This is a genomic window from Deltaproteobacteria bacterium IMCC39524, assembly GCA_029667085.1.
Classification (GTDB): Bacteria; Desulfobacterota; Desulfuromonadia; order Desulfuromonadales; family BM103; genus M0040.
In genome coordinates this window covers 83,278-110,094 of sequence record JARUHJ010000007.1, presented here as the reverse complement: position 1 = coordinate 110,094, position 26,817 = coordinate 83,278, and the positions used below count along the sequence as shown (strand labels likewise).

Sequence of the window (26,817 nt, the reverse complement as noted above, 5' to 3'; positions counted from 1 at the left end):
CATCTTCTCTACGGACAAAATATTATGACGGTTTATGATCTAACTCTCTCGGAGTTACGCGCCAAACTGGACAAACGGGAAATCTCGTCTGTCGAGGTCACAAAGACTTACCTTGACCGCATTGCGGCGACCAATCCGGCCCTCAACACTTTTATCACCATCTGCAACGAAACGGCGCTCGCAGAAGCGCAGGCCGCTGATCAAGCTATCGCCGATGGCAAGGCACAAGCCTTGACGGGGTTGCCAATCGCTGCAAAAGACATTTTCAATACCGCCGGATTGCGTACCACCTGTGCGTCGCGCATTCTCGATAATTACGTCTCCCCTTACGATGCTACGGCCATTGCCCGCATCAAAGAACAAAAAGCCGTCATTGTCGGCAAGTTGAACATGGATGAGTTCGCCATGGGCAGCTCCAACGAGAACAGCGCCTTTGGCCCGGCTCGTAACCCCTGGAATCAAGACCTCGTTCCGGGTGGCTCTTCAGGTGGCAGCGCAGCCAGTGTAGCCGCGCGCCAGGCGGTTGCCGCGCTCGGCACAGACACCGGAGGGTCGATCCGGCAACCGGCGGCACACTGCAGCGTCGTCGGCCTCAAGCCGACCTACGGTCGGGTCTCCCGTTACGGCGTCATTGCCTATGCTTCATCACTGGACCAGGTCGGTCCGGTCACCCGCGACGTTCGCGACTGCGCCCTGATGTTGCAAGCCATCGCCGGCTACGACCCGGCAGACTCCACCTCCGTCAACACCCCGGTCGCTGACTATCAAAGCAACCTGACCGGAGACCTTAAAGGGTTGAAGATCGGCCTGCCGAAAGAATACTTCATCGAAGGCCTGGATGACGATGTCCGCAAAGCGGTCGAACAGGCCGCAGACAAATACCGTGAACTGGGCGCAGAGATTATTGAGGTCAGCCTCCCGCACACCTCTTACGCGGTCGCCTGCTACTACCTGATCGCAACAGCAGAGGCTTCCAGCAACCTCGCGCGGTACGACGGCGTACGCTATGGCCTGCGCGCCGAGAATGCCGATAATCTGGTCGATATGTACATGCAGACTCGTGCGGCCGGATTCGGTTCCGAAGTCAAGCGTCGCATCATGCTCGGCACCTACGCCCTCTCTTCGGGTTATTACGATGCTTATTACCTCAAGGCACAGAAAGTCAGGACCCTGATCCGTCAGGACTTCTTGAACGCCTTTGAAACCGTAGACGCGCTCTTGACGCCGGTGGCACCAACCCCTGCCTTCGCCTTGGGAGAGAAGGTCAACGACCCGCTGCAGATGTACCTGTCGGACATTTACACGATCCCGGTCAACCTGGCCGGCACCTGTGCCATGAGTCTGCCCTGCGGTTTCTCGACAGACGAGCGACCAATCGGCCTGCAGTTGATCGGCAAGCCTTTCGATGAAGCAACTCTTTTGCGCACAGCCCATGCTTACGAGCAGGCGACGGAATGGCACAAACGGAAACCAGAATTTTAATGTCTCTATAAACACAAAAGTTTAAACGCAAAAGGGCTAAGAATATGAGCCAAAGTTACGAAACTGTCATCGGCCTGGAAGTGCATGTCCAGCTGACCACCAACACCAAGATTTTTTGCGGCTGCTCTAAAGATTTCGGCCAAACACCCAACTCGCAGACCTGCCCGGTTTGTCTCGGCCTGCCCGGCGCCCTGCCCGTCCTCAACCAGAAGGTCGTAGAGCTTGCCATTAAAACCGGCCTGGCGACCAAATGCCAGATCGCACCACGCTCTATCTTCGCACGCAAAAATTATTTCTACCCGGACCTGCCCAAGGGCTACCAGATCTCCCAGTTCGAACTGCCGATCTGCGAGCATGGCTGGTTGGACATCGACCTCGACAATGGTGAACGCAAACGGATCGGGATCACCCGCGCTCACATGGAAGAGGATGCCGGCAAACTGATCCACGGCGACACCCCGCAAACAGCAGGGAGCTCGCTGGTCGACCTCAACCGTGCCTGTACACCCTTGCTGGAAATTGTCTCGGAGCCGGACATGCGCTCTGCTGAAGAGGCCATCGACTACCTGAAAAAACTACATCAGATCGTCGTTTATCTCGGGGTTTGCGATGGCAACCTGGAGGAAGGCAGCTTCCGTTGTGACGCCAACGTCTCGGTGCGCCCCTACGATCAGGAAGAGTTCGGCACCCGCGCCGAGTTGAAGAACATCAACTCCTTCCGCTTCATTAAGCAGGCCATCGAGTACGAGGTCGAACGTCAGATCGATCTGATTGAAGGAGGCGGCAAAGTCGTTCAGGAAACGCGACTCTTTGACAGCGACACCGGCATGACCCGCTCCATGCGCGGCAAGGAAGAGGCTCACGACTACCGCTACTTCCCAGACCCGGACCTTGTGCCGCTGGTCATCAGCCCGGAGTGGATCGAAGAAGTGCGGGCCACCCTCCCCGAGCTTCCGGAGGTAAAACGCGGCCGCTTTGTCGAAGAGTTGGGGATGTCCGTCTACGACGCCGGGGTACTCGCATCTGACCGTGCTCTGGCTGAATATTTTGATGCTTGTGTCGCCCTCGGCAGCGACGCCAAAAGCTGTGCTAACTGGATCATGGGTGAGATTTTGCGCAAGCTCAAGGAATCTGATACCGAGATTACGGACGTGCCGATCACGCCAGAGCTTCTCACCGGCTTGCTCGCCCGCATAGCAGACAACACAATCTCCGGCAAGATCGCCAAAACCGTCTTTGAAAAGATGTGGCAAAAGGGCCAGACCGCTGATCAGATCATAGACGCTGAGGGCCTCAAGCAGGTCACAGACACCGGTGCCATCGAAGGCCTGGTCGATGAGGTTATCGCCGCCAACCCGGACCAGGTCGCTGAGTACCTGGGCGGCAAAGACAAGCTGATCGGCTTCTTCGTCGGCAAGGTCATGCAGGCCAGCCAGGGCAAAGCCAACCCCGGCATGGTCAATCAACTACTGAAGAAAAAACTCACAGGAAACTGAAGACAATGAGCAATTGCGCAGCATTCCCCGACGCGGGTGGTATTCGACCCATCAAATACAACGATGGCGTTCTCAGCCTGATCGACCAACGTCTCCTGCCGACCGAAGAAGTCTGGCTGGAATACACAGACTACCTGGCGGTGGCCGAGGCGATTCGCAGCATGGTCGTCCGAGGAGCCCCGGCGATCGGCGTGACCGCAGCCTACGGTGCGCTCTTCGGGGCACGTGCCATAGAGACCGAAGACTATGCCGAATTTGTGAAAGAGTTTGACCATGCCTGCGAAGTTCTAGGGGCAACCAGGCCGACAGCGGTCAACCTCTTCTGGGCTCTGGACCGGATGAAGAGCCTGGTACAGGCTAACCCCGAGCAGCCTGTAGGCAACCTGAAGATCGCTCTTGAGTACGAGGCCATGGCGATCAACGAGGAAGATATCCGCATCAATATGAATATGGGCCGCCACGGGGCAGCGCTCCTGCCTGACAAGGTACGTATCTTGACGCATTGCAATGCGGGGGCCCTGGCAACGGGCGGTTACGGTACAGCCCTGGGAGTCATCCGCGCCGCAGTCGCTGCCGGCAAGGAGGTTGCTGTCTTTGCCGATGAGACCCGTCCCTTCCTGCAAGGTTCTCGGTTGACCGCATGGGAATTGCAAAGAGATGGCATCCAGACCGTTCTGATCTGCGACAACATGGCGGGCTACCTGATGTCGAAGGGCGCCATTGATGCGGTCATTGTGGGTGCCGACCGGATCGCGGCCAACGGCGATGTTGCAAACAAGATCGGCACCTATACCGTTGCCATTCTCGCCAAGGAGCACAAGATCCCTTTCTATGTCGCGGCGCCGACCTCGACGATTGATTTGCAGCTCACTGACGGCTCACAGATTCCGATCGAAGAAAGAGATACGCGCGAAGTGACCCACATCGGTGAGCAACAACTGGCGCCTACAGGTATTGCTGTCTTCAATCCAGCCTTTGACATAACACCAGCGCGCCTGATCAGCGCCATCATCACCGAACATGGTGTCGCCCAAGGGAACTACACAGAGCAACTGGCCGCTTATGTCCGGCAGAGCGGATAAATGACCTGATGACCTTTTCAGAGATTCGGACATGGCTGGAAGAACTCTTGACCGGTGATGAAAAAGCCCTTGCGGAGACTGCCAGAAAAGCTGGCTTTGCAGAACCGGCGAAGACCGCAACCAACCTGGTTCTTCTACAGGGAATATTTACAAGGCCCAAGCTTGTCATCAACATTGCCAAGCATGCGCTGACAACTGCCGATCCCGACCTGGCCCTCAACAATCTCGAGCGTTTAAGCGGTACAGTTAAAAATGAGCGACTGACCACGATCCTGAGCCACCCCATACCATCAAATCAACTCCTGACAATTCTTGGTGCTTCACCCTTCCTGGCAGGGCTGCTCTGTCGTAGAGCCAGCTTTTTTGAAGGGCTGTTTGTTCAATCCCAGATAGAGCAGACAAAAACCGAAGAACAAATGTGTGTTGAACTTCGTCAACTGATCGCTGATACGGCAGATACAGCGGCATTGCATCGTGGTCTACGCATTTACAAAGGCCAGGAGATGTTGCGTATCGGCGGTCGCGACCTGTGCGGGCTTGCAGAGTTGGAAGAGGTCACGGATGAGCTCTCCTCACTGGCTGCAGCCACCCTGCAGAGGGCATTCGAAGTCTGCAGCGTTCAGCTTCAGTCCGACTATGGTTTGCCCCTTATCGATGCCGAGGACGATGAAGCGCCGGAGACCGCAAAATTCACTGTGCTTGGCATGGGCAAGTTCGGCGGCTGCGAACTGAACTTTTCGTCTGATGTTGACCTGATCTACTTCTACAACTCTGATCGTGGCAAAACCACCGGCGTTAACGACCCTGTTCGAGGACTGCGCAACCAGATTTCAATCCATCAATACTTTGTAAAACTCTCTGAGTTGATCAGTAAGGCGATCGGACAGGCGACAGAAGACGGCTTCGTATTCCGCGTCGACCTGCGCTTGCGGCCGGAGGGCAACAGCGGAGAGATGGCCAACTCCATCGCCGCCGGGGAAATTTATTACGAGAGCTGGGGGCAGAGCTGGGAACGCTCTGCAATGCTCAAGGCTCGCCCTGTTGCGGGTTCAAAGCCCCTGGGCGAAGAGTTGCTGGAACGCTTGCAACCCTTCATCTACCGTCGCCACCTCGACTACGCCATGATCGATGACATCAAGATCATGAAGCAGAAGATCGATCGCAGCCTGACGCGTGAGAAAGAGGGGGAGTTGAACCTTAAGCTGGGACAAGGCGGGATCCGCGAAATAGAGTTTTTCATCCAGGCGCTGCAATTGATCAACGCCGGGAAAAAACCGCAGCTACGTGAACGCAACTCCCTCAAAGCTTTGCATCTTCTCTGTGCCGAGGAGCTCATTACCACCGAAGAGCGGGACAACCTGACTGCCGCCTATCGTTTTCTGCGCACGGCAGAGCACCGCATTCAGGTGGTCCATGAACAACAGACTCACAACCTGCCAACCAGGCCCGACGAACTCACTGCGCTGGCAAGGCGCTGTGGCTTCCCTCATACCGACGCATTCATGACAGAGCTGCAAAAGCACCGGGACAATGTCACGACAGTCTTTCATGATCTCTTCTATACCAGTGAAGAAGATCTGCCTACCCAGGTCAGTCGCGAAGTGTCCCTTCTCTTTGATGACAACGCGGACCCGGACCTCTGCCTGGACATTCTTGAAGAAAAAGGCTTCCGGCCCCCGGAACCGGCTTTCGAGAGCCTCAAGATGCTGCGTCAAGGTGGCACCAAGGGTTACCTGACAGAACGGGCACATCGACGACTCGACCGTATCGCTCCACTCCTCTTCCAGGAAGTCTTGCACTGCCCGGACCCACCGATGGCTCTGGCGAACATGGAAAAGTTTCTCGAAGCCTGTCGGCGGGCACGTGGCACTTACTATTCCCTACTCGCAGAGAACCCGGAGATTATCAAGGTTCTGGTCTCGCTTTTTGCAACCAGTCAATTCCTGTCACGCAACTTTATCCAGCACCCGGAAGTTCTCGACACCCTTGTATCAAGGAGCTACGCCCAGAACATCAAGACCCTGGAAGACCTTGACCATGAGCTGACCGAATTGCTGGACAATGCTCCACACTACGAGGAACTGCTGAACACCCTGCGACGGTTCCGCAATGAAGAGTTTCTGCGCATCGCCCTCAACGATATCTATGGCCATACACCACAGGGACACACCACGACGCAGTTGTCACTGGTCGCTGAAGTCTGCTTACAAAAGGCAATGGAGATCGCTCGCAAAGAGCTGATCGAGCGCTACGGGCTGCCTTATTGTGAAGGCAATGGAGACGCGCTGCATGAGGCAACCTTTGCGATCATCGGCATGGGTAAACTCGGCGGCATGGAGCTGAACTATCATTCCGACCTCGACATCATCTTTATCTACGAAGGTGACGGAAAGACCAGACCGGTTGAAGGGACCGACCCTGATCGCTTCAGGCCCCAGACCAATCAGCAGTATTTTGCACGTCTTGCTCAACGGATTATTTCAGTGCTGACCCTGATGACCCAGGAAGGGCATGTCTACGAAATAGACACGCGATTGAGACCTTCAGGGAATCAGGGGCCGCTGGTCTCGTCCCTGCCAGCCTATCGGGAATACCACGAAGAGTCAGCGGCGCCATGGGAGCGTCAGGCGTTAATCAAGGCCAGGGTTGTCGCAGGCCACCCCGGGCTAGCAGCAAATTACGACGCACTGACAGCAGAGATTGTTTACGAACAGCCCTTGCCCGAGAATCTCAAAGAAGAGATCTACCGACTGCGTCAACGCATGGAGAAAGAACTCGGCCAGGAAAGTGCGGAGAATCGAAACATCAAAACCGGGCGTGGCGGCATGGTTGATGTTGAGTTCATCGCTCAATATTTACAACTACTTCACGGCAGGGAGCATGTAGCGCTACGCTGTCGCAATACGGTAGAGGCTCTAGAAATTCTCAGGGACGAAAACTTGCTTTCGGAAAAAGACTGTGAGAATCTCGTTATCGGCTATAAGTTCTTAAGACGCCTCGAAAACAAGTTGCGGCTGGTACATGACCAATCAATTAACCAATTGATGTCTGAGCCACTCTATCTTGCCAAACTGGCGCGGCATCTTGGCTATTCAGAGGCCACCGGTCGACCTGAACAGTTGTTCAAGGATGAGTACGCCAGAACGACTCAGACCATCCGGGATATTTTTGAACGTATCTTGAACAGCAAGGAGAGTGCTCGAGCATGATTGCGGAGGGGGGCAACAAGCATATTCTGGTCGTGGATGACGATCCTAACATTCGTCGTTTTCTCTCCGAGTCTCTGCGTCTGCACGGATATCAAGTGCACAGTTTTGAAGATGCGGAAACCGCATTGGAGGAGCTGGACAAGCACGACTTCTCCCTCGCTCTCCTCGACATCCTGCTTCCCGGCACCAATGGCTTGCAACTCTGCCGTAAGCTGAGGGGGATCCCCAAAACCAGCGAACTGCCGATCATCATGATGACGGCTTTCTACAAGCAGGCAGACCACATTCAAGATGCTCGTGAGCAATACGGAGCAACAGACTACCTGCTCAAGCCATTCCCTCTAAAAACACTCCACGAAAAGATTGACGCGTTGCTCGGGGCTCCGACGGCCGCTTCCGAAACAGGTCGTCTGAGCATTGAAGGGAATCTCTCGGAAACTGCCTTTCCACGGATCCTTCACAACCTCTACAGCTTACGCGCGACCGGTCTCTTGCACCTGGAAAACAACAACCTGAAAAAAGTTGTCTATATTCGCAACGGCTATCCTATCTTTGTCCGGTCAAACCTGGTTCGCGAATTTCTTGGCCAGATGCTGGTTCGCACTGGCCTCCTCAGCGACGAGGTTCTTGCAGAGTCGCTGGAAGCGTCCAAGCAGAGCAAGCAACGACACGGCACGGCTCTGATCGAGATGGGCTTGCTCAAGCCCCAGCAACTGAACGACGCTCTGCGTACCCAGGTGCTGGACAAACTCCTCGACATATTTTCCTGGCCGGAAGGCAAATACCGCTTTGTCCAGGCTCGTGAATTTAAGCAGGGCGTCACCAGCATTGATCTTTCTCCGGCCAATTTGATTCTTCAGGGATTGCGCGACCACGCTAACAGAGACCAGGTTTTGAAAATTCTTGAGCCACATCTTGAACATTACCTGCAACAGGCAGAGAACCCTCTTTATCGTTTTCAGGAAATCCAGCTCTCGGTCAACGAGCAGCGCATACTTGCAAGTTGCCAGGGCAATGAGACCTTGGGCGAAGTTCTCAAACGGCACCTTTTGTCACGCAAAGAGGCAGAACCTCTTCTCGCGGCCCTCCTGACGACGGGGATACTCGTTACCCGCATGGAGTCAGAAGAAGCAAAAGAGGACTTGGATTGTGATGAGACGGAACTTACGCGAGCACGCAGAGAATCCTTTCTGAAAGATTACGCCTGGATGATGGAGCAGGACTACTTTACGCTCCTCGGTGTGAGTGAGTCGGACTCACGCGAGCAAGTGCGCAAATCGTATTACAACATGGTCAAAAAATATCATCCGGATCGTTTTTTTGAGCAGGACGCACTCCCCGACTTAAAGGACAAGGTTAACGCCCTCTTTCAACATATCAGCGACGCGCATGAAACACTGAGCGATACAAAGGCCAAAGCTCTTTACCTTAACGACCGCCAGGGAGAGAAAAAAACTTCGACCACCAGCCTGGAAAAAATCCTGCAAGCTGAAACCGCTTTCCAGAAGGGCATCGTCCTCTTTAGAGTTAAAAAATACGACCAGGCACAAAAAGCTTTTGCCGAAGCCCTTGAAATCAGTCCAAACGAAGCTGAATACCTGATGTACCAGGCGTGGTGTGCTTACAAATTCAACCCCAAGGCAACGGACGTCATCATCAATGCCCGTAAAAACCTGCTGCGGGCGATAGAGTTGAATCCCAAACTGAGCCTTGCGTATCTGTTCCTGGGCTATGTATGCAAAGACGAAGGCAATGAAAAAGAGGCTCTACGCCGCTTTGAAAAGGCCATTCAATGCAACCCGAATTGCACCGAGGCCTTGCGGGAGATACGGCTGATGAGCATGCGAAAAGAAAAAGAGAAAAAAGGCTTGTTCGGAAAAATGTTCAGCTGAGAATCAAGGAGTGCCATTAACAACCGGCATGGCCAGCCAGCTGAGGCAAGGATCATCAAGAGAAATCCCCTCTCTTGCGCAGGCACACTCAATACAGGTTTTTTCTATAAAGCGTTTTAACCGTTCAAACATCTCTATGTTGGTCGGCTTGAAAAGAACTCCGATCTGGGGCTGTAGCCGGCTCGGCGAATCTCCCGCCGGAATACAATAGAGCACCTCGGAGGGAATCCTCAGAATTTCACCCGCAAGTTTTGCTTCAAGGATCAACTCTGTGCCACGAGGAATTTCTCTGGCACAGGTAAGGCGTCCGCCACGGTCAGAAAGGGAAACCAGCTGACCCTCCAACCACTCGCTCTCAATCTTCAATTCAACCGATATTTCCGTGGGCACCCGGATGTTTCTACGTGGTGTTGGAAAGAAATGAGCTTCCAGAAGGAGATACAGTTCACTCAGAGAGATGGGGGTCGTCAGAAAATCACCCTTTTCAAGAGGCATGGACGTCAACCAAACCACCTGAACATCTTGATCGGGCAATTCGACACCGCGTTCAACAAAAGCAACCGTTGCTGCAGAGAGATCTTCAACCGCGAAAAATTTCCAATCGGCAAGAATGCTGGTCAACAGTTTACTGAACTGTTGACTGCGCGTAATCACGGCAACCTGTTTTATTTCAGACTGCTTACCCCCGAGTAACAATATCAGCGCTCCCCTTATATAAAAACATCACGAAAATTAATGACAATGGCGGTACAGTCATCGATGCCATCAACTCTCCTGCTCATCCAACGCCATCAGTCTGGCCAGCTCACGATCCAGCAAGTGTCTCGGCTGTACATTGCTTAGAGCACGAATCATGCTTCTTTTGAGATAAGGATTTTCGTCTGCAAGCTCAGTCAGAAGTTGCTTCATACGCTGTCTTTTCTGGTCTTCTTGTCCCATCACGGGACAGCCGCAGTCAATGACAGGAAATTCGTTCTGGCGAGCTAACTTGATTATATCGGATTCTTCCACATAAACCAGAGGACGAATCACCGTATGACGTTTATTGTCTGCCAGAAGTTTCGGACTCATGGCAGCAAGTTTACCAACATAAAACTGATTGAGCAGCAGGGTCTCGATAAAATCATCAAGATGATGACCGAGGGCAATCTTGTTGCACCCGAGCCGGTCGGCCACGGAATAGAGAACACCGCGACGAAGGCGCGCACAGAAAGCACAGTAGGAAGAACCGGGGCGTCTTTTTTCTTCAATAATCTCTGTGCAGTTCGTGCTTTCCATATGCACTTGGAAACCACATTCCAGCAGATAATCTTCCAGAACACCTTTGCGATAACCAGGAAAGCCGGCATCCACATTCACTGCGATCAACTCGTAATTAATCGGGGCACGGCGTTGTAGTTGCGTGAGGATATGCAACAGAGCGTAAGAATCTTTACCACCGGAAACAGCAACGGCAATACGGTCGCCATCTTCAATCAGGTTGAAATCGCCAACCGCCTGGCCGGTGAGTCTTTTGACTTTGCGAAAGTGGCTATTATTGAGTAGCACTGTCGTGATCCCGCTTCTTTTGAGATTTGCAACACAGTTGCTCACTCAAGTTAATATAAGATTGAAACATTTAACGCTATAGGTCTAAACTTTTCAAGGGGAGAAAGCAACGGCGACCTTGTGGCCGCCGTTAAAAGGGGGTGTTTCTTGCGGACAAGAACTTAGTGCCGCGTCATTTCATCATTGACGCGACACTAGCCTTTTGAACCAGAACTGTGATCGGCATGAAAGTGCTTCAAACCGAAGATTTGACGGACATCTTCCAGTGCCAGATAAAGAGAAGGAATCAACAAAAGGGTGATCCCCGTCGCAAAGAGGATTCCGAAGGCCAGGCTGATCGCCATAGGAACCAGGAACTGGGCCTGGACACTGGTTTCCAGAATCATCGGCATGAGACCGAAAAATGTCGTCAGAGAGGTCAGTAAAATCGGTCGGAAACGTCTTTGCCCTGCCTCCATAACCGCATCCATCAAAGACGTCCCCTTACGGCGAACACGGTTGATGTAGTCAATCAACAGCAATGAATCATTGACCACCACGCCGGTCAGGGCAACGATGCCAAACATGCTCAGGATACTCAGGTCGTAGCCCATAATAAAATGCCCAAGAATCGCGCCGACAATCCCGAACGGAATCGCAACCATAATCAGCAGCGGCTGAGAGTAGCTGCGAAAAGGAATCGCAAGCAAAGCAAAGATGACAATCAACACCAGTTTAAAACCTTTGAACATACTCTCCATCGACTCTCTACGGTTCTTGTCTTCACCTTCCATGTCGTAGCTCAACCCGGGGTAGTCGGCCATCAATTTCGGCAAGTCAGTTGCTTTAATTGCAGCGACAACCTCTTCGGCGTTGGCAGTATGGCTGTCGACTGTCGCCGTAACATTGATCACGCGCTTCCGATCGCTGCGGTTGATTTTGCTGAAACCGCGACTCTCAACCAGGGTCGCCGCCCGATCCAGAGGGATCTCGCCACCATTCGGCACCCGGATGCGCATGGTTTCCAGATCCCAGAACCGCCTCCGGCTCTCTTCCGGGTAGCGAACCAGAACCTTGACTTCATTGCGACCACGCTGTAATCGCAAAGCCTCAGAACCATAAAAAGCACCACGCAACTGTCGACCAAGGTTCTCTTCCGTAATCCCGAGGGTGCGGGCTTCTGCCTTCAGGCGAACTTTCACCTCCCGTTTGCCCAGAGTGTAATTGTCTGTGATATCTCCCGTCCCGGGATATGTAGCAATGAGTTCTTTGAGACGTTCGGCCGCCTCATCCAAAACGGTAAAGTCCTCATGAGCCAGTTGAATATCGATATTGGCACCGAGATGAATCAAGTTCGAAACAAACGTCAGCTTTTCAACCGAGGCGATCTCTCCCACCCGTTCGCGCCAGCGATTTGAGATTTCCGTAGCCGGCACTCCCCGCCGCTCACTCGGAGTCAGAAACATGGAAATCGTGGCCAAGTTCCCACCGGCACTGGAACTTGCGCCGCCAGGGCCCCTGTCCGTTGTCGCTGAACCAACCGACGCATAGACGTGACGCATCACTGAATCAGACGCCGGGCGATCCTTATCGTAGTCGGCAATCACGTCCATGCCGGCATTAACGATCTGCTCCTGAATCCGGGTTGTCAATTCCACAGAACTCCCCGGTGCCAACTCAAGAGCAACCTGAATAACATCACCATCGACCTCGGGCATAAAGCGGAACTTGACAATACCACCACCGACCAGACCGACCCCGGCCATCAGCAAAACCGCACAGGCAGCGGCAATCGTCGTGTAGCGGTATTCCAGACAAAGCGCGAGAGTCTTCCGATAGGGGCCCTCGATGAATTTCTGCAGTGCCTGACCAAACCGTTTGCGGTTTTTATCCAGCCAGCCCAGGAAACCACCCGTGTCCTGACGAGGTTTGCCAAACGCCAGGTGCGCTGGCAAAATGAATAGACCTTCGACAAGAGAGACCAGCAGAATCGTAATAACGATCGCCGGAATGACCATGATGAATTTGCCCATGATGCCGGTCGTGAAGAGCAGGGGCAAAAAGGCTGTCACCGAAGTTAGAATGGCAAAGATAACCGGCTGAGCAACCTCGATCGTGCCATCAACGGCCGCCTGCAGATAAGTTTTGCCGGACTGTCGATGCTCGTAAATGTTTTCTCCGACGACAATGGCATCATCGACCACGATGCCGAGCGCCATGATAAATGCGAAGAGCGAGATCATGTTAATCGATACGTCGATGGCGGGCATAAAGAGCAGGGCGCCGCAGAAAGAGATGGGGATGCCAAGCATGACCCAGAGTGCCAGACGAATCTCAAGGAACAGGCCGAGGGTAACAAACACCAGGACCAGACCGATCAAAGCATTCCTGATCAGCAGGTCTTTGCGGCTTTTGAAAAGCTCAGAATTATCGTTCCAGGTCGCAAGGTCGACCGATTCGGGAAGTTGCCTGCGCTTCGCCTCGACAAACTTTTTGACCGTATCGGATATTTCCGTGGGCTTCTGATCACCGACCCGATAAACCTTGACCATGGCTGCAGGTTGGCCATCAAAGAGCCCGAACTGATCGGTCTCCTCGAACCCATCCTGAATGGTTGCAATGTCACCGAGGCTGACTTCTGTACCATCGACCGTTGTTAAAACAACGATACGGGCGTACTCATGCCCCACATAGCGGCGCTCCTTGGTCCGGATAAGGACTTCGCCCGAGTCGGCCTTGATGGTTCCACCGGGAAGATCGAGAGACGCCTGACGAACCCTTTGCGCCACCTGATCAAAGGTTAAGCCGTAGCGGCGCAGGTTATCCTCGCTGATCTCAATGGAAATTTCGTAGGGTCGCACACCACTCAAATCGACCTGGGTGATGCCGGGTTCCAGTAGCAGTTCGTCTCGAACCTGCTCTGCCAACTCGCGTAAGCTGCGCTCCGGCAGAGCACCGAAGACAACCACGGAGATGACTTCACGGCGGTTGAGAATTTTACTGACCACCGGTTGTTCCGCATCCTTCGGAAAGGTGGTAATACGATCCACCTCGCTCTTAATATCTTGCAGGACCAGATCTATGTCAGCGTCAGTTGTAACTTCCGCAATAACACTCCCGTAACCTTCAGCCGCAACGGATTTAACCTGTTTGATACCGTCAACCCCGGTCAGGTTTTCCTCGACCTTGAAGATGACACCCTCTTCGACCTCTTCCGGACCAGCGCCAGGATAAGCCACGCTAACCTGAATCCGATCAAGGGTGATATCCGGGAAGACTTCCTGTTTGATGCTGAAGCCCATGATCACGCCGCCAACGATCAGCACCAGCATCAACAGATTGGCAGCAACGTGATTCTCCGCCATCCAGCGAATAGCCCCGTTCATTAGTTGGTCTCCCGCATTTTCGGTCTCAGCAGCATCCCTTCAGCGGCTCCGGAAAGGTTGGTCAGAACGATCTTTTCATTCGCATCCAATCCGGAACGAATCAAAACTTCATCACGTTCCCGACGCAGGATATCAACCTCACGGATATGCAACCGATTTTCGTCATCAATCACCCATATGGTGTCGTTATCGTGTAGGGCACCGCGCGGCACGGAAATGACATCAGGGAGCTCCTCTCCCAAAAGTTGCACATTAACGAACATGCCCGGCAGAAGATCATTCAGTAGATTCGCTTTCTCTGTATCCTCGGTGAAAGGATCATTCACAGTGACGACGACGCGCGCCATCCGGTTGCGCGGGTCAATTTCTCCCAATGATCGGGTAAGCTCTCCCTGCCAGTGGAATGTCCTGCCACCTGATTGCAACTCAACCTTCGCGAGAGAGCCTCTCTGCTTTGTTCCTTTGCGCGGCACTTGTAACCAGACAATTTCATCGAGAGAAACCGGCACAACAATTTCTATCTGGTCTATCCCTGCCACAGTCGCCACCGGTGCTCCCGCAATGAGAAACTGCCCTATCTCGAGCTGCTCGCTGCGCACGTAACAATCAAAGGGAGCATAGATCCTGGTCCGCTGCAGATTAAGTTCGGCCTGTTTGACATTCGCCTGAGCGGCATCGCGCAGAGCCCGGGCACTTTTCAACTGGGGTTCATAGACAACCAAGGGGTTTGGCTCTAAATCGCTCTCACTGTTCAGTGAATGCCATTCCTTCCGGGCCAGGTCAGCCAGGTTCTCGTTGCGCAAGAGTTCCAACTCTGCCTGGGCCAGAGTGGCTTGTGCGTGAGCGATCGCCAGCTGGTAGTCAAGGTCTTCGATGGCGAACAGCAATTCATCTTTTTGAAAGGTTCCGCCAGCAACCATCTGCGGTGAAAGCTCGCTGACCCGACCTTTAACCTGTGGCGTAATACTGACTTCATAGCGCGACTGGGCACTGCCGGTGCCGCTGACCAGGATCTGGCGGTTGGCTTTAGTCAGCACTCCAATTTCAACCAGAGGCCCGAGATGAGGCGTCTCATGAGGCTTGGGAGTCTTGCGCGACTTGACCAGAACGAAGGTCAACACCAGGGCAATCACGATCACCAGGAAAGGTAGTAGAGCTCGCTTCATCTTCATTGTTTCTTATCCTCTTCAATCTGCAAACGTGAATTCATTTGGTCCCTCATCCAGTCGCCACCCAGCGCTCTTGCCAGACTGATTCGCTCAGCAAGCAATTGGCGCCGCGCAGCAAGCAGTCGACTGCTGACATCAAAGTCAGTACGCTGGGCTGTCAATACAGGGAGATAGTCCACCAGGCCGGCGAGATAACGGTCCGTTGACAACCTCAAGGTTGCTCCGGTTGCCTGTGCGGTTTCAGCAAGCCGTTCGACGCGTTGTTCCGTTGCATAGTTATTGACCAAAGCGTCTTCGACTTCCTGAAAAGCGGTCAAAACTTTTTGCTGATAATTCGCAACGGCTTCCCGCAAGGCCGCCTCTTTTCTGTCGACCTCGGCACGTCGTCGGCCACCATCAACGAGTGGCATGGCCAGGTTGCCAAGCAGGCTCCAGAACTCGCCTTTGATCAGCCCTGCAGTCACATCCTGACGCAGAGAACCATAGCCGCCAGAAAGGCTGATCGACGGGAAGCGATCGGCAATAGCCGCAGCTACGCGGTAATCAGCGGCTTCAACACGCTGCAAAGCCGCCTGCAGGTCAGGCCGCTGACTGATCAGCTCAGCAGGGATACCGGCATCAAAAAGATCGGGGGCTCCGGGTAATTGCTCAAGACTGCCACCGGGACTGCTCTCAGGATATCGCCCTATCAGAACAGCTATGGCATGCTCGACTTGGCCCAAGGACGCTTCAAAAAGATATCGCGCAGCCTGTGCTCCGGCCAGGCTCTGACGAGCCTGGTACATATCGACAGCGGGAACCAGTCCCAGGTTATAGCGGTTTTCGACACGCAACAAAGTCTCTGCAAAAGAGGCAATGGACTGGTCGGTCAGCGCCAACTGTGCGCGCTGTTCAATGGCAAGGAAGTAGAGGTCAGCCAGTCGTGCTGACAGTCCCAGATAAAGGGTCTGCATGTCCTGGCGGCTGGCAGAGAGGTCTAACTCGGCAGCCCTGCTCTGCGCCGACAGCTTGCCCCAGAGATCAAGCTCGTACCCTGCCGCCAGAGACAGCTGTTGATTGTTGCCGATTAAATCATCCGAGAGGCCGGGCTGGCTTGAGCGACCCACATTCCCCCCGCCAGAGAGAAACGGAGACTCTGCACTGCGGGTGATCCGTGCCAGGGCTTCAACTTGTTCGAGGCGCGCCACCGCCTGCGTCAGTTCCAGGTTCTGTTTAAAAAGCTCTGTCATTAACTGATTGAGCTGTTCATCCTCGAAAGCCAGCCACCACTGCCCAGCAAGCGGCCTGGCCTCACCTGTCACTTGTTGCTCGAGGAACTCTTGCGGGAGCTCCACTGACAGCCTGACTTCTGTCGGTTTATGCAGGGAGCAGCCAGCCAGGAGCAGCATCATGATTAGAGCACTGACACGGTTCATTATTGAGTCCCCTCCATGCCTGCTGCCGCAAAATCAAGAAACAGTTCCACTTCCTCTTCAACACTCATATCGATACTGACATCTTCTGGAACAATGGAATGGCGTTCATGACAGCGCATCACGTGGCTCAGGGAACCCAACACAAAGTGAACCCGCCAGAAGAGGACCTGTCGCGACAGGCCGGGAAGAGAAAGACTCAGCGCCTGGAATAAACGGAGCATCAGCGGTTCCATGTGCCGCATGAAGATTGACATGGCAATCCCCTGTGGTTCAGCAAGGGTTCTGCCGACAAGAGCGACAAAATTCTCTGCGCCCGACCCCTGCTTACGTAAACGGAGCGTTGGTTCGACGAAGGTTCGCAAGACGTCACGGCAGCAAGGGAGTGTTCCGGCTTCTTCTGTTTTCTGCAGCAGAGCTTCGAGCTGACTATGGCGAATCTGGTTGAGGGGCCGCAGTCGACGATCGATAATAGCTTCGAGTAGAGACTCTTTACTCCCAAAGTGGTAATTGACCGCGGCCAGGTTGGCTTCAGCCTCGGTGGTAATGCTACGCAGGGAGGTGGCATGGTAGCCATCGCGGGCAAAAAAATGCTCTGCAGCGTCAAGAATCCTCTGCTTGGTATCGGCTTGACTCATCTGAGGACAAGGTCTCCATGAAAAAGGGAAAGGATTGATTCGATCATACACATGATTTAAACGTACGTTTGAATCATGTCAAGCCTTTTCTGATTGCTCCTGCGGCTTGATGAGTAAGGACGGCAAAATTCACTTTCGCCAAGCGAACCTGACAGTTTCACCGCAATCAATCACAGAAGCTACGATACATTTCCCCACGCACAACGAACCCTGCGCAGCAAAGACCGGGATGTTCTGCACAACCACTAATAATTTCAGAGACCTTCGTTGCACCCCGCCACTTACGTGCTAGCCTTTAGTTTGAGAGATGCCCCCTGCCTTTCGACATATCTGTCATTAAGGGTGTCTGTAAAAGCTACTTTGCCAGCAAGGATGCCTCCTCATGTCGCTCTGGAAAAAAACTCTTCTGATTGGCGTAAGCCTGTGCCTGCTTACCCTGGTCTTCATCACCTTGATCCTGCCGGGGATTATCAATAGCCGTGCCAGTCTTTGGGTCGCAGAAAACACAGGCAGAGCGCTCAAAATTGAATCGATCAGCATCAACCCGTTCAACCTCAGTGTGACGATCAAGCAACTCCAGCTCAGTGAAACTGATCAGGAAAAAACTTTCGTCTCCTGGGATTTACTGCGAGTTTCTTTAAGCGCCGCTTCGCTTTATCATCGCGCAGCGGTGATCGACGAATTACACATAGAAAAACCTTATGTTCACCTGGAAAGGCAACCGGCCGAACGCTTCAACTTCAGCGACCTGCTCCCGGAGAAACCAGATGAACCTGAGCACACAACCCTCGACGAACCGAGCCGTTTCTCCCTGAACAACCTGTCCATCCACCATGGCCGGATAGACCTGCTCGACAACAGTCTGGATGAAGCAGTACAGCACACCGTGCGTAATCTGCAACTGGTGCTGCCCTCAATCGGCAACCTGCCATATATGGTTGAGAATCCCGCCCAACCTCTCTTCAAAGCAGAAATCAATGATTCAGAAATCAATCTCGCGGGGGAAGTGAAACCTTTTAGCGATGTTCAGGAGATGCAGTTTAAACTCGAACTTGACGACATCGACCTGCCCTTTTATCTCGGCTATGTGCCATTCGAACTTCCGGTCGAGATCCTTAGCGGCAAGCTCAGCCTCAATCTTGACCTGCTCTATCGCCTCTTGCCGGAAACCGGAGGTGAATTCGAGTTAAGCGGAAAGCTCAATCTGGCGTCCCTTAACATCCATGACAGCTTGCAGGAGCAACTCTTTTTCCTGCCATTGCTGCAGGTTGAAATAGCCCCGTCAAAACCATTAGAAAAGGACCTCCACCTCTCGGCCTTACGTATTTACAACCTTGAAGTTCAGCTCAAGCGTGACCTCCAGGGACAATGGAACCATGCCCGTATGGCGTCGACGCAAACAAGTGACCCCGTCGAGGAAAACACCGAGGAACTATCGAACCCCTTCGATTTAAAGATCGACGCCATAGAAGTCCGCGATGGTGTTCTCTTCTTCACCGATGAAATGGCCAGCGGTGGATTTAGCACCATCGCCCGGGAGATCAATATTGACGTCAGGAATTTCACCCTTGACGGCAAGCAGTCCAGCCCCCTCAAGCTGATTCTGGAGACAGATCGTGGCGAAAGGGCCTCGGTCAAGGGGCTTTTCTCACTCAGCCCATTCACCATAGTCCTGGACACCGATCTGAGAAACATCGATACGGCTGCCTATGAACCCTATTACGTGGGATTTTATTCAGTCCCCATAGAAGGTAAAATCGATTTTCGCGCCAACCTTGCGAGCAACCCGGAGCAGCCATTCCTTTTGAGCCATGGGCAATTCAAAATCCGCGATGCTTATATGGCCTTCAACGCAGATGAAGGCATTAGACTCAAGGAAAACAACATATCGAACATTTCTTTTGACCTTGCCAGAAACCGACTGGAAATCGACTCTGCAGAATACACAGACAGTCGGATTAATTTCTCCCGAACCGCCGAGGGGCACTGGACTATTCTCTCAAACAACTTCCCGATTCTTGCCAAACTCACCGAGACCCGGGAAGAGCAGCCGGCTCCTGAGGTTACACCTGAAGGACCTGTTTTCAGCTATCGTATCGGCACTCTTGCCATCAAGAATCTGGAAATTGACATCATTGACAAGCTGCCGACAACAGCAACCAATTTGAACGCCAGCGCCATAAACCTGATCTTCAACAACCTGGCCGCACCTGAAAAAGTCGAGAGCCCGTTCACTTTAAGCGCACTCTTTCAGGGCAAAGGAGAGATCGACATCAAAGGGAAGGCTTCACTTGCCGACCAGTCGATCAGCATGAGTTCGCTCCTAAAACGCATCCCACTGGCCAGCTTGTCTCCCTATATAGAAGAACATCTCAATCTGGTTCTCACTGATGGCTACCTCAACACCAAGCTGCAAACGAACGTCACAGCGGGCTCTGACACGCGGCAGCTCACCTTCAGTGGCGATATCGGTGTCAGCCGATTCCACCTGATCGACAATCTGCACCAAGAGGACCTTTTAAAATGGAACAGTCTGCAGGTTGCCGGCATAGAAGGAGGAATGGAGCCTTTAAATCTAGAAATCGAATCAATCACCCTCAGTGATTATTTTGCCAAAGTACTGATCGATGAAGAGGCCCGTCTCAACATGGCTGAAGCCTTTAGCAAAAAGGAAGAACTCGAGGACAGAGGGGAACAAAAACAGGAGAGCTCCCCCGTGGAGGAGTCTGAGACGACAACACCTCCGGTCATAAATATCAACACCATCACCCTGCAGGGAGGTCATGTCGATTTCACCGACCGTCACCTCTCCCGACTGTTCACAGCAGATATGCGAGATCTCGGCGGGCGGATCGAAGGTGTCAGCTCTGAAGCTGAATCACGCGCCCAGGTCGACCTGAGAGGGCAGTTACGCAGCCAGTCTCCGTTACAGATCAGCGGCGTCATCAACCCGTTGGCGGAAAAGCTTTTTCTCGACCTCAAGCTGAATTTCCATGACATCGAACTCAGCCCCTTGTCACCCTATTCAGGCGACTATGTCGGCTATTTGATTGAAAAGGGCAAGCTCAACCTGACTCTTGAATATTATCTTGAGGACAATCAACTCAAGGCCAAAAACAAGGTCTTTCTCGACCAATTCAGCTTCGGTGATGAAATCGAAAGTGAGAATTCAACCGAACTGCCGGTAAAGCTTGCTGTGGCCCTGCTCAAAGACCGCAACGGCGAGATTCATCTCGACATCCCGGTCTCCGGAAGTCTCGAAGATCCTCAGTTCAGCATAGGTGGTGTGATCTGGACAGTCGTTAAGAATCTGTTGGTTAAAGTAGCAACCTCGCCCTTCGCCCTGCTCGGAGCCATGTTCGGTGACGGCGAAGAAGACTTCAGCCATATCAGCTTTGCCTACGGCTCGTCATCACTCAGTTCGGCAGAGATGGAGAAATTGCAGCGCATGGCACAGGCCCTGGCCGACCGGCCAAACATTGACGTCGAGGTCAGTGGCTTCGTTGATCTGGAAAACGATGAAGAAGGCTACCGCAGCGAGCAACTCACCAGACAGGTTAAGCGACTCAAGTACCTGGACCTGGTCAAGAATGATCAACTCGAGGAAGGAAGGACAGAAGAGAATGTGGTTGTGCCTGCTGAAGAATATGACGAATACCTCTGGCAGGTCTATCGCAAGGCCGACTTCCCCAAACCACGCAATTTTATCGGCATAACCAAAAAGATCCCCCCCGCAGAGATGGAAAAGTTGATCTTCACCCACACAGAGGTCTCTCCGGACGATCTCGCCGAACTCGCCCAGGCGCGAGCCCTTGCAGTACAGAGATACCTGATCGACGAGGGGCAACTGGAGCCGAAACGCATCTTCCTTAAGAAACCGGACATCACGGCGGCTCCGGAAGAGGAAACGAGCTACCGTGCCAGGGTTGAACTTGGCGCCGCTGTGCGTTGACCTCAGCGTTCATCTGCAAAAGCTCTTGTCAGACAATTTACTCCCTAGCGGTGACTTCGACTCCAGCGAAGACTCAAATAATATCAAAACAGCTAAATTTCCAGAGAAACACGCTTTTGAAACCTTGTTCCTCTGAACCCTTTTGCGTTATGTTACGGGATATTATTAATTTCCAAGGAGTCTAAATCGTCATGTTCTCACGTTTTATCATTGTTGTTTTGATCGCCGGGCTGGGTTATCTCGTTTATACAACGCCTAAAGAGGAAGACCACAAAGCCTTCCTGCTCACCGAACTGCAGCAGACTTACCCCGTCTCTGAGGAGATGCAGACGCGGATATGGAAACAAGTCGACTATTCAAATTTTTTCGTCTGCTCATTCATGAAGACATCTGTAGGCAGCACGATGATCACCTCCGGCTTCCTGAAAAAGGTCAAACTAATCGACACAGAATGGGTCGACAAAGTTAAAACCGAATTGCACCGTCAGGCCGAAACTTATTAAAACAACGGGCAAAGGCCTCTCTACATTTTCGATTTCCGGCACTGGTGTCCTTAAAATCGGGAGCGTAGAACAACAACGCTTGGCTCAATGCCGCCTGACGGCAAGCAACAACTAAGCGAGAAACATTCGAAATCTGTGGCGTCTCTTGGTTCGATTTTCACAAACTTTAAAAAACTCGACTGGCGGGTTCTGACCCGGCCCGTCATTCTCAGCGTGCTGGTTGGTCTGGTAACAGGTAGTGCTGCAGTCCTGTTCTATTTCGCCACCAACAGTATCGAGCACCTTTTTCTCGACAATCTTGCCGGCTACAGCCCTCCCAAAGAGGGAGCAGAAGCGGTTTTGGCTATGGGCGACCAGATGATCGATAACCTGGCCATGGACCACCGCTGGTTTCTCTTTCTGATTCCGATTATCGGTGGTCTGATCTCAGGCTTTCTGGTTTTCAAATTTGCTCCTGAAGCGGAAGGACACGGTACAGACGCCGCCATCGACGCCTTCCACAACAAGGGAGGCATTATCAGGGGACGGGTGCCCATTATTAAGGGTCTCGCTTCGATGGCAACAATCGGCACTGGCGGCTCGGCAGGCCGCGAGGGACCGATCGCCCAGATCGGGGCCGGTTTTGGCTCCTTCATTGCCACCAAGCTCAAGTTAACCTCTGCTGATCGCCGCATCCTTTTGCTGGCCGGCATGGCCGGAGGTATCGGAGCGACCTTCCGTGCACCTCTTGGTGGGGCCCTCTTTGCGGTAGAAGTCCTTTATAAAAACCCGGAATTTGAACATGAGGGGCTGATCCCGGCGATCATCTCCTCGATCACCGCGTTTTCACTCTTCGGCGCCACGACCGGTTGGAAACCACTTCTGGAAACACCTCATTTCAGCTTCGAGCATCCGCGTGAGCTGGTGCTGTTCCTCATGCTGGGCATCATCTGCGCCGGCCTCGGCAAGCTTTACGTCAAATGCTTCTACGGCGCTCAAGACCTGTTCCGCAAGTGGGACTTCCCGGTCATCTTGAAACCTGCAGTCGGTGGCTTCATGCTTGGCCTGCTCGCCATGATCGTCCCCCAGGTGCTCGGCTCAGGCTATGGCATGGTACAGGCCGCCATCTATGGCAAAGTGGCCCTCTGGGTCATGCTGGTTGTTGCCCTGGCCAAAATCATTGCGACCAGTTTGACGATTTCCTCCGGAGGTTCCGGTGGTGTCTTCGCCCCCAGCCTGGTGATCGGTGCCATGCTCGGCGGCGCCTTCGGCGCATCGGCAGAGCTGCTCTTTCCAGCGATGGTCCATGACCCGCGCGCCTACGTCCTGATCGGCATGGCCGGCTTCTTCTCCGCAGTCTCCAACACACCGATCGCCACCCTGATCATGGTCAGCGAATTAACCGGTAACTACGGATTGCTCGCTCCCCTGATGTTGGTCTGCACCGTGGCAATGATCGTTTACCCACGCAATTCAATTTACCAGAAGCAGGTCAAAAGCCGGATTGACTCACCGGTTCATCTTGGTGAATTCATTGTTGACGTTCTAGAAGGGATCAGGGTTGAGGATCTGCAGGAGCATGGACGAAAACCCACTTTGATTGCCGAAGGCTTGCCGCTGCCAGAGATTCTCAAGCTGATAGCCAATGCCGAGGGCGCTTACTATCCTGTGGTCGACGATGAGTTGCGCATGATCTCTATTTTTTCGGTCAACGATATCCGCCGCATCCTCAGCGAAGATCTCCCACCCAGCCTGGTTCTGGCCGGTGACATCGCGATCACACGCGTCATCACCACGACTCCCGATGAATCATTAACCGAAGTCATGCGAAAACTTTCCAGTCGCGGGCTTGAAGAGATCCCCGTGGTTGCTGAAGATGACCCGCAACAAGTACTCTACATGCTGACCCGCCGCGCCGTGCTGGCCCGTTACGCGACAGAGCTGGAAAAGAAAAAAGAGCATTATTCTTCAGATTAATGAGACCTTGATCGCAGCGGTAACGATGGACGCCATTCAGAACTTGAACCTCACAGCTATTGCAACACAGCTCTCCGGTTACTCACCAGTCATCCAGGAGCCCGGCCAACGCGGTCATGCCGCCGTTGCCATGCTTATCAAGCAGGGAACAACCTCTCCGGAAGTCCTCTTTATCATTCGTGCCGAGCATGATCGTGACCCCTGGTCCGGGAATATTGGCTTTCCTGGCGGCAGGCTCAATGATGCAAACGAATCTCCACAGCAGGCAGCCATTCGTGAGACCTTTGAAGAACTCTCCGTGGACTTGCGGCCGGCGCGATATCTCGGTCGCCTCGACGATCTTTTTGGCGCCACCATGCCAGTGCTGGTCTCCTGTTTTGTCTATCACGTAACAGAACCACTTACACTGAACCCTAACCATGAAGTGGCGGCTACCTTCTGGACACCACTCATAAACTTATTGGAGAGTGAGCGTCACCAGCAGAGAAACTTCTTTTACCGCGACAAGGAACATAGCCACCCGGCAATCGAACTGCTTGAACCTCAGCAACCGCTCCTATGGGGAATAACCTACCGCTTGATCCGCAGTTTTTTCGATATTTGCGCAATTGATTTCGGATTTTCAGAAGTAGAAGAACCTTGAGTCTCTATGGTCAGAACTTGCCTCCATGCAATTCTGCGCTAAAATTCCGTTATCATCACTAGGTGTTATAAAAAGTCTTAAGCTTGCCCCTGCCGAAAGAGAGGTCTGATGAAAAATCGCCATTTTCGCAGAATCCCGTTTGAAGCTGATGTCACCCTGAAAGCCGACGAGGAAACCTGCACAGGGCAGCTGTTCGATGTTTCTCTCAAAGGAGCCATGGTGGGCACGGAGACTCCCCTTCCATTCAACCTCGGAGCAAAGTGCAGTCTTTGTATCGTCCTGCCGGGCACCCCGATCTCTCTCAATTTTCAGGCAGAACTTGTCCACCAGGAAGAGCTTTGCTATGGCTTCAAGTTCATCAGTGAAAACCTCGAAACTCTGACCCACCTGCGAAAGTTGATTGAACTCAACACAGGTGATGCAGAAGCGACACGTAGCGAATTAGGCACTTGGCTTAGCAACTTATAAAGAAACTCCACCAGTACGCAAAAAGGCAGCCCTCACTCTGAAGGCTGCCTTTTATATTGAAACTATGCGAGGGAATTTATCGTCGACTGAGCCAATCGACAAGGTTAACGGCCAGTTGCCGGTTCGCCTTATCGAAGAAACGGTTCTGGAAAAGGGCATCATCGCCGATGACAACATAGCGGCCCTGGCCAATCTCTCCCGCCACCATCACACCGAAGGGCTGAACAGCATCGTTGCTGGAAAATTTGCTGTCGCGGTCAAGGTCTACCCAGCTCTTCTCTCCCGTCTCCGCCAGAACTACGGATTGTGGCGCGGTTCCACGTAAAGCCCATGCACCATAGAGGGAAAAACTTTCCAGCCCGGCCGTCAGAGGGTGCTCTGTGAGAGAAGTGACCTTGAAATTCTGTGGGTTGTCGCCAATCACATCACGCGTCTCACGTAAAGAGCCGTTGGTATGATCGACCTCCAGGCGATGCAGCAGATCACGCACAGGTTGCGCAATATGCAACAGGACTGCGAGCCCTCCGCCAGCATGAATAAACTCAACCACAGCCTCTACCTCAGCGCCGCTTAACGGGCGGAAGGGGCCGGAGATCACCAGAACATCAACCGCGGCCAAAGAATCTTTACTCAGTTCTTCGACTGAACTGGTAACGACCGCACCCTGCTCTTGGTAGAGTGCCGCCAGTTCGGAAAGGTCAAGGGCTCCACTCTTGCCTGTGAGAAACTGCTGCGCATGGCCTTCATCAAAGAGCACCACCGGTGCTGCAGAACAATAGGAAGTGTATGGTGAAACAATCAGAGAACACAGGAAAATAACACGCAGAATAAAGTGCATGACAAAACCTCGAATCAGAGAAGGTTGGGAGAGAGTTCAGACAGAACTATCTGTTAGTGGACAGTCTAGCTTGAACTCCGTACTGAGTTCAAGCCTTGATCCGGAATATCTTGTTCTTCGTCATCAACGATCAGGCCATAACAGTTTCCAACTGGGGGGATGCCGCGAACGTCCCTGGACACACAAACATCAGCAACTCCGGGACGGCCATGACGGTTACAGGACACCAGAGCTTCAACACATTCCCATCCCAAAACACCGCTATCTGCCATTCTGGTCAACTCTTCCAGGGCAGTACGGTTATCATACGACATTGGTCGATAAGGCCGCGGAGAAAGCAGAGCATCATAAACATCGCATGCGGCAACCATCTCCACCACCGGATCAATGGTTGTGATCCCACGCGGATAGCCACTGCCATCTCTTCGTTCATGATGATCACGTGCAACGAGCACGGCGGGGTGGTGGTGATCACCGAGATAATAGGCGAGCAGAACATACCCCGAAAGAGGGTGGTATTTGAGGAGTTGTTTCTCTCGAATCGTTAACGGGCCTGCTTTTTTAAGAACATGCAGCGGCACCGAAATTTTGCCGAAATCGTGGCTCGGCCCTGCGACAAACTCCGCATCACTCTTTTGCCTGTCTGCACCAAGGCCTTTAACAAGCACCGATGACAGGTTAAAAACCATCAGAATGTGTCGATAGGTATGAAAATCATGTTGCCGAAAATAATCAAGGGCTTTCAGCAATGGCAGGGGCAAACGGACACTTTTCATCTCGGCAAACAACTCTGCAACTAGCTCCTTGTCTGAGAAGATATCCAGATAAGGAGGGACCGCCAAAAAACGCTGCAAGTCGGCTTGCACTGTGCCGTACTCCAGCAGGGGACACTCTTCACGGTGCTGCAGGCGGCCAAGGGCTGCAACATCAGCAACCACTTGCTCCGTCAAAAAAGTACCAGCTGGCAAGATTTCTTTTTTATCCAGCGTCACAACAGCAATGGGTAATTCATACTCAAACATGAGTCGTCCTTATCCGTTCAAATTAACAGTATGAGAATCCTGTAGAGGAATATCTTCCTGAGAATAAGACATCAAAACAATTGATGGCTGACCTTACCAATTGAGTTCCGTACCAAAACGCATCTGCACCCGAGGCTATACT

Annotated in this window: 18 protein-coding genes; 10 read left to right on the top strand and 8 right to left on the bottom strand. The window is 52.9% G+C overall.

The features are described from left to right. The first annotated feature begins 24 nt into the window (after positions 1-24). Genes gatA through P9J64_15540 form a run of 5 tightly spaced genes read left to right on the top strand, consistent with a single transcriptional unit; the run spans position 25 to position 9,161 of the window. Positions 25-1,482 (top strand): Asp-tRNA(Asn)/Glu-tRNA(Gln) amidotransferase subunit GatA, encoded by a 1,458-nt coding sequence (gene gatA, locus P9J64_15560; GenBank protein ID MDG5469738.1) that lies wholly within the window; start codon positions 25-27, stop codon positions 1,480-1,482. Between the two features lie 44 nt (positions 1,483-1,526). After that, positions 1,527-2,978 (top strand): Asp-tRNA(Asn)/Glu-tRNA(Gln) amidotransferase subunit GatB, encoded by a 1,452-nt coding sequence (gatB, locus tag P9J64_15555; GenBank protein MDG5469737.1) that lies wholly within the window; start codon positions 1,527-1,529, stop codon positions 2,976-2,978. Between the two features lie 5 nt (positions 2,979-2,983). Further along, entirely contained in the window at positions 2,984-4,060 is a 1,077-nt protein-coding gene (mtnA, locus tag P9J64_15550; GenBank protein ID MDG5469736.1) for an S-methyl-5-thioribose-1-phosphate isomerase, read from the top strand. An 8-nt stretch (positions 4,061-4,068) separates the two neighbouring features. Beyond that, positions 4,069-7,269 carry a bifunctional [glutamate--ammonia ligase]-adenylyl-L-tyrosine phosphorylase/[glutamate--ammonia-ligase] adenylyltransferase gene (gene glnE, locus P9J64_15545; protein MDG5469735.1) on the top strand — a complete coding sequence of 1,067 codons (3,201 nt, stop codon included), beginning with the start codon at positions 4,069-4,071 and terminating at the stop codon, positions 7,267-7,269. After that, positions 7,266-9,161, top strand: a complete 1,896-nt coding sequence (locus P9J64_15540; GenBank protein MDG5469734.1) for a response regulator — start codon at positions 7,266-7,268, stop codon at positions 9,159-9,161. Before glnE ends, P9J64_15540 begins: the two co-directional genes overlap by 4 nt. Before the next feature lie 3 nt (positions 9,162-9,164). Here the strand turns inward: P9J64_15540 and P9J64_15535 are convergent, their stop codons facing one another. The 6 genes from P9J64_15535 to P9J64_15510 form a co-directional block, all read right to left on the bottom strand. Then, the gene (locus P9J64_15535) at positions 9,165-9,857 is read right to left on the bottom strand and encodes a PilZ domain-containing protein (GenBank protein MDG5469733.1); all 693 of its coding nucleotides are present in this window, start codon (positions 9,855-9,857) and stop codon (positions 9,165-9,167) included. A gap of 69 nt (positions 9,858-9,926) precedes the next feature. Continuing rightward, positions 9,927-10,709, bottom strand: coding sequence for a tRNA 2-thiocytidine(32) synthetase TtcA (gene ttcA / locus P9J64_15530; GenBank protein MDG5469732.1), 783 nt, complete (start codon positions 10,707-10,709; stop codon positions 9,927-9,929). Positions 10,710-10,903: 194 nt separating this feature from the next. Beyond that, positions 10,904-14,074 carry an efflux RND transporter permease subunit gene (locus tag P9J64_15525; GenBank protein MDG5469731.1) on the bottom strand — a complete coding sequence of 1,057 codons (3,171 nt, stop codon included), beginning with the start codon at positions 14,072-14,074 and terminating at the stop codon, positions 10,904-10,906. Then, a complete protein-coding gene (locus tag P9J64_15520) occupies positions 14,074-15,246 on the bottom strand; it encodes an efflux RND transporter periplasmic adaptor subunit (GenBank protein ID MDG5469730.1) in 1,173 nt (390 codons plus the stop codon). The genes P9J64_15525 and P9J64_15520 overlap by 1 nt, the downstream gene beginning before the upstream one ends. Next, the gene (locus P9J64_15515) at positions 15,243-16,658 is read right to left on the bottom strand and encodes an efflux transporter outer membrane subunit (GenBank protein ID MDG5469729.1); all 1,416 of its coding nucleotides are present in this window, start codon (positions 16,656-16,658) and stop codon (positions 15,243-15,245) included. Before P9J64_15515 ends, P9J64_15520 begins: the two co-directional genes overlap by 4 nt. After that, positions 16,658-17,293, bottom strand: a complete 636-nt coding sequence (locus P9J64_15510) for a TetR family transcriptional regulator (protein ID MDG5469728.1) — start codon at positions 17,291-17,293, stop codon at positions 16,658-16,660. Before P9J64_15510 ends, P9J64_15515 begins: the two co-directional genes overlap by 1 nt. A 382-nt stretch (positions 17,294-17,675) precedes the next feature. On the opposite strand from P9J64_15510, the gene P9J64_15505 reads away from it, so the two are divergent. The 5 genes from P9J64_15505 (at position 17,676) to P9J64_15485 (ending at position 24,815) form a co-directional block, all read left to right on the top strand. Continuing rightward, positions 17,676-21,245 (top strand): DUF748 domain-containing protein, encoded by a 3,570-nt coding sequence (locus P9J64_15505; protein MDG5469727.1) that lies wholly within the window; start codon positions 17,676-17,678, stop codon positions 21,243-21,245. A 191-nt stretch (positions 21,246-21,436) separates the two neighbouring features. Continuing rightward, complete coding sequence (locus P9J64_15500; protein MDG5469726.1) at positions 21,437-21,748, top strand: hypothetical protein; 312 nt, start codon at positions 21,437-21,439, stop codon at positions 21,746-21,748. A 135-nt stretch (positions 21,749-21,883) separates the two neighbouring features. Continuing rightward, positions 21,884-23,704, top strand: coding sequence for a chloride channel protein (locus tag P9J64_15495; protein ID MDG5469725.1), 1,821 nt, complete (start codon positions 21,884-21,886; stop codon positions 23,702-23,704). A 7-nt stretch (positions 23,705-23,711) separates the two neighbouring features. Continuing rightward, complete coding sequence (locus tag P9J64_15490) at positions 23,712-24,347, top strand: CoA pyrophosphatase (protein ID MDG5469724.1); 636 nt, start codon at positions 23,712-23,714, stop codon at positions 24,345-24,347. A gap of 108 nt (positions 24,348-24,455) precedes the next feature. After that, positions 24,456-24,815 carry a PilZ domain-containing protein gene (locus P9J64_15485; GenBank protein ID MDG5469723.1) on the top strand — a complete coding sequence of 120 codons (360 nt, stop codon included), beginning with the start codon at positions 24,456-24,458 and terminating at the stop codon, positions 24,813-24,815. Between the two features lie 76 nt (positions 24,816-24,891). Here the strand turns inward: P9J64_15485 and P9J64_15480 are convergent, their stop codons facing one another. Together P9J64_15480 and P9J64_15475 are read right to left on the bottom strand one after the other, a co-directional pair. After that, positions 24,892-25,653, bottom strand: a complete 762-nt coding sequence (locus tag P9J64_15480) for a DUF4350 domain-containing protein (GenBank protein ID MDG5469722.1) — start codon at positions 25,651-25,653, stop codon at positions 24,892-24,894. Between the two features lie 65 nt (positions 25,654-25,718). Beyond that, on the bottom strand, positions 25,719-26,675 hold the full coding sequence (locus P9J64_15475) for a hypothetical protein (protein MDG5469721.1): 957 nt from the start codon (positions 26,673-26,675) through the stop codon (positions 25,719-25,721). Between the last annotated feature and the right edge of the window lie 142 nt (positions 26,676-26,817).

Bases quoted from the DNA above. Each gene is read 5' to 3' on its own strand.
- gatA (MDG5469738.1), top strand. From the start codon at position 25: ATGACGGTTTATGATCTAACTCTCTCGGAGTTACGCGCCAAACTGGAC.
- gatB (MDG5469737.1), top strand. From the start codon at position 1,527: ATGAGCCAAAGTTACGAAACTGTCATCGGCCTGGAAGTGCATGTCCAG.
- mtnA (MDG5469736.1), top strand. From the start codon at position 2,984: ATGAGCAATTGCGCAGCATTCCCCGACGCGGGTGGTATTCGACCCATC.
- glnE (MDG5469735.1), top strand. From the start codon at position 4,069: ATGACCTTTTCAGAGATTCGGACATGGCTGGAAGAACTCTTGACCGGT.
- P9J64_15540 (MDG5469734.1), top strand. From the start codon at position 7,266: ATGATTGCGGAGGGGGGCAACAAGCATATTCTGGTCGTGGATGACGAT.
- P9J64_15525 (MDG5469731.1), bottom strand. From the start codon at position 14,074: ATGAACGGGGCTATTCGCTGGATGGCGGAGAATCACGTTGCTGCCAAT.
- P9J64_15520 (MDG5469730.1), bottom strand. From the start codon at position 15,246: ATGAAGATGAAGCGAGCTCTACTACCTTTCCTGGTGATCGTGATTGCC.
- P9J64_15515 (MDG5469729.1), bottom strand. From the start codon at position 16,658: ATGAACCGTGTCAGTGCTCTAATCATGATGCTGCTCCTGGCTGGCTGC.
- P9J64_15510 (MDG5469728.1), bottom strand. From the start codon at position 17,293: ATGAGTCAAGCCGATACCAAGCAGAGGATTCTTGACGCTGCAGAGCAT.
- P9J64_15505 (MDG5469727.1), top strand. From the start codon at position 17,676: ATGTCGCTCTGGAAAAAAACTCTTCTGATTGGCGTAAGCCTGTGCCTG.
- P9J64_15500 (MDG5469726.1), top strand. From the start codon at position 21,437: ATGTTCTCACGTTTTATCATTGTTGTTTTGATCGCCGGGCTGGGTTAT.
- P9J64_15485 (MDG5469723.1), top strand. From the start codon at position 24,456: ATGAAAAATCGCCATTTTCGCAGAATCCCGTTTGAAGCTGATGTCACC.
- P9J64_15480 (MDG5469722.1), bottom strand. From the start codon at position 25,653: ATGCACTTTATTCTGCGTGTTATTTTCCTGTGTTCTCTGATTGTTTCA.
- P9J64_15475 (MDG5469721.1), bottom strand. From the start codon at position 26,675: ATGTTTGAGTATGAATTACCCATTGCTGTTGTGACGCTGGATAAAAAA.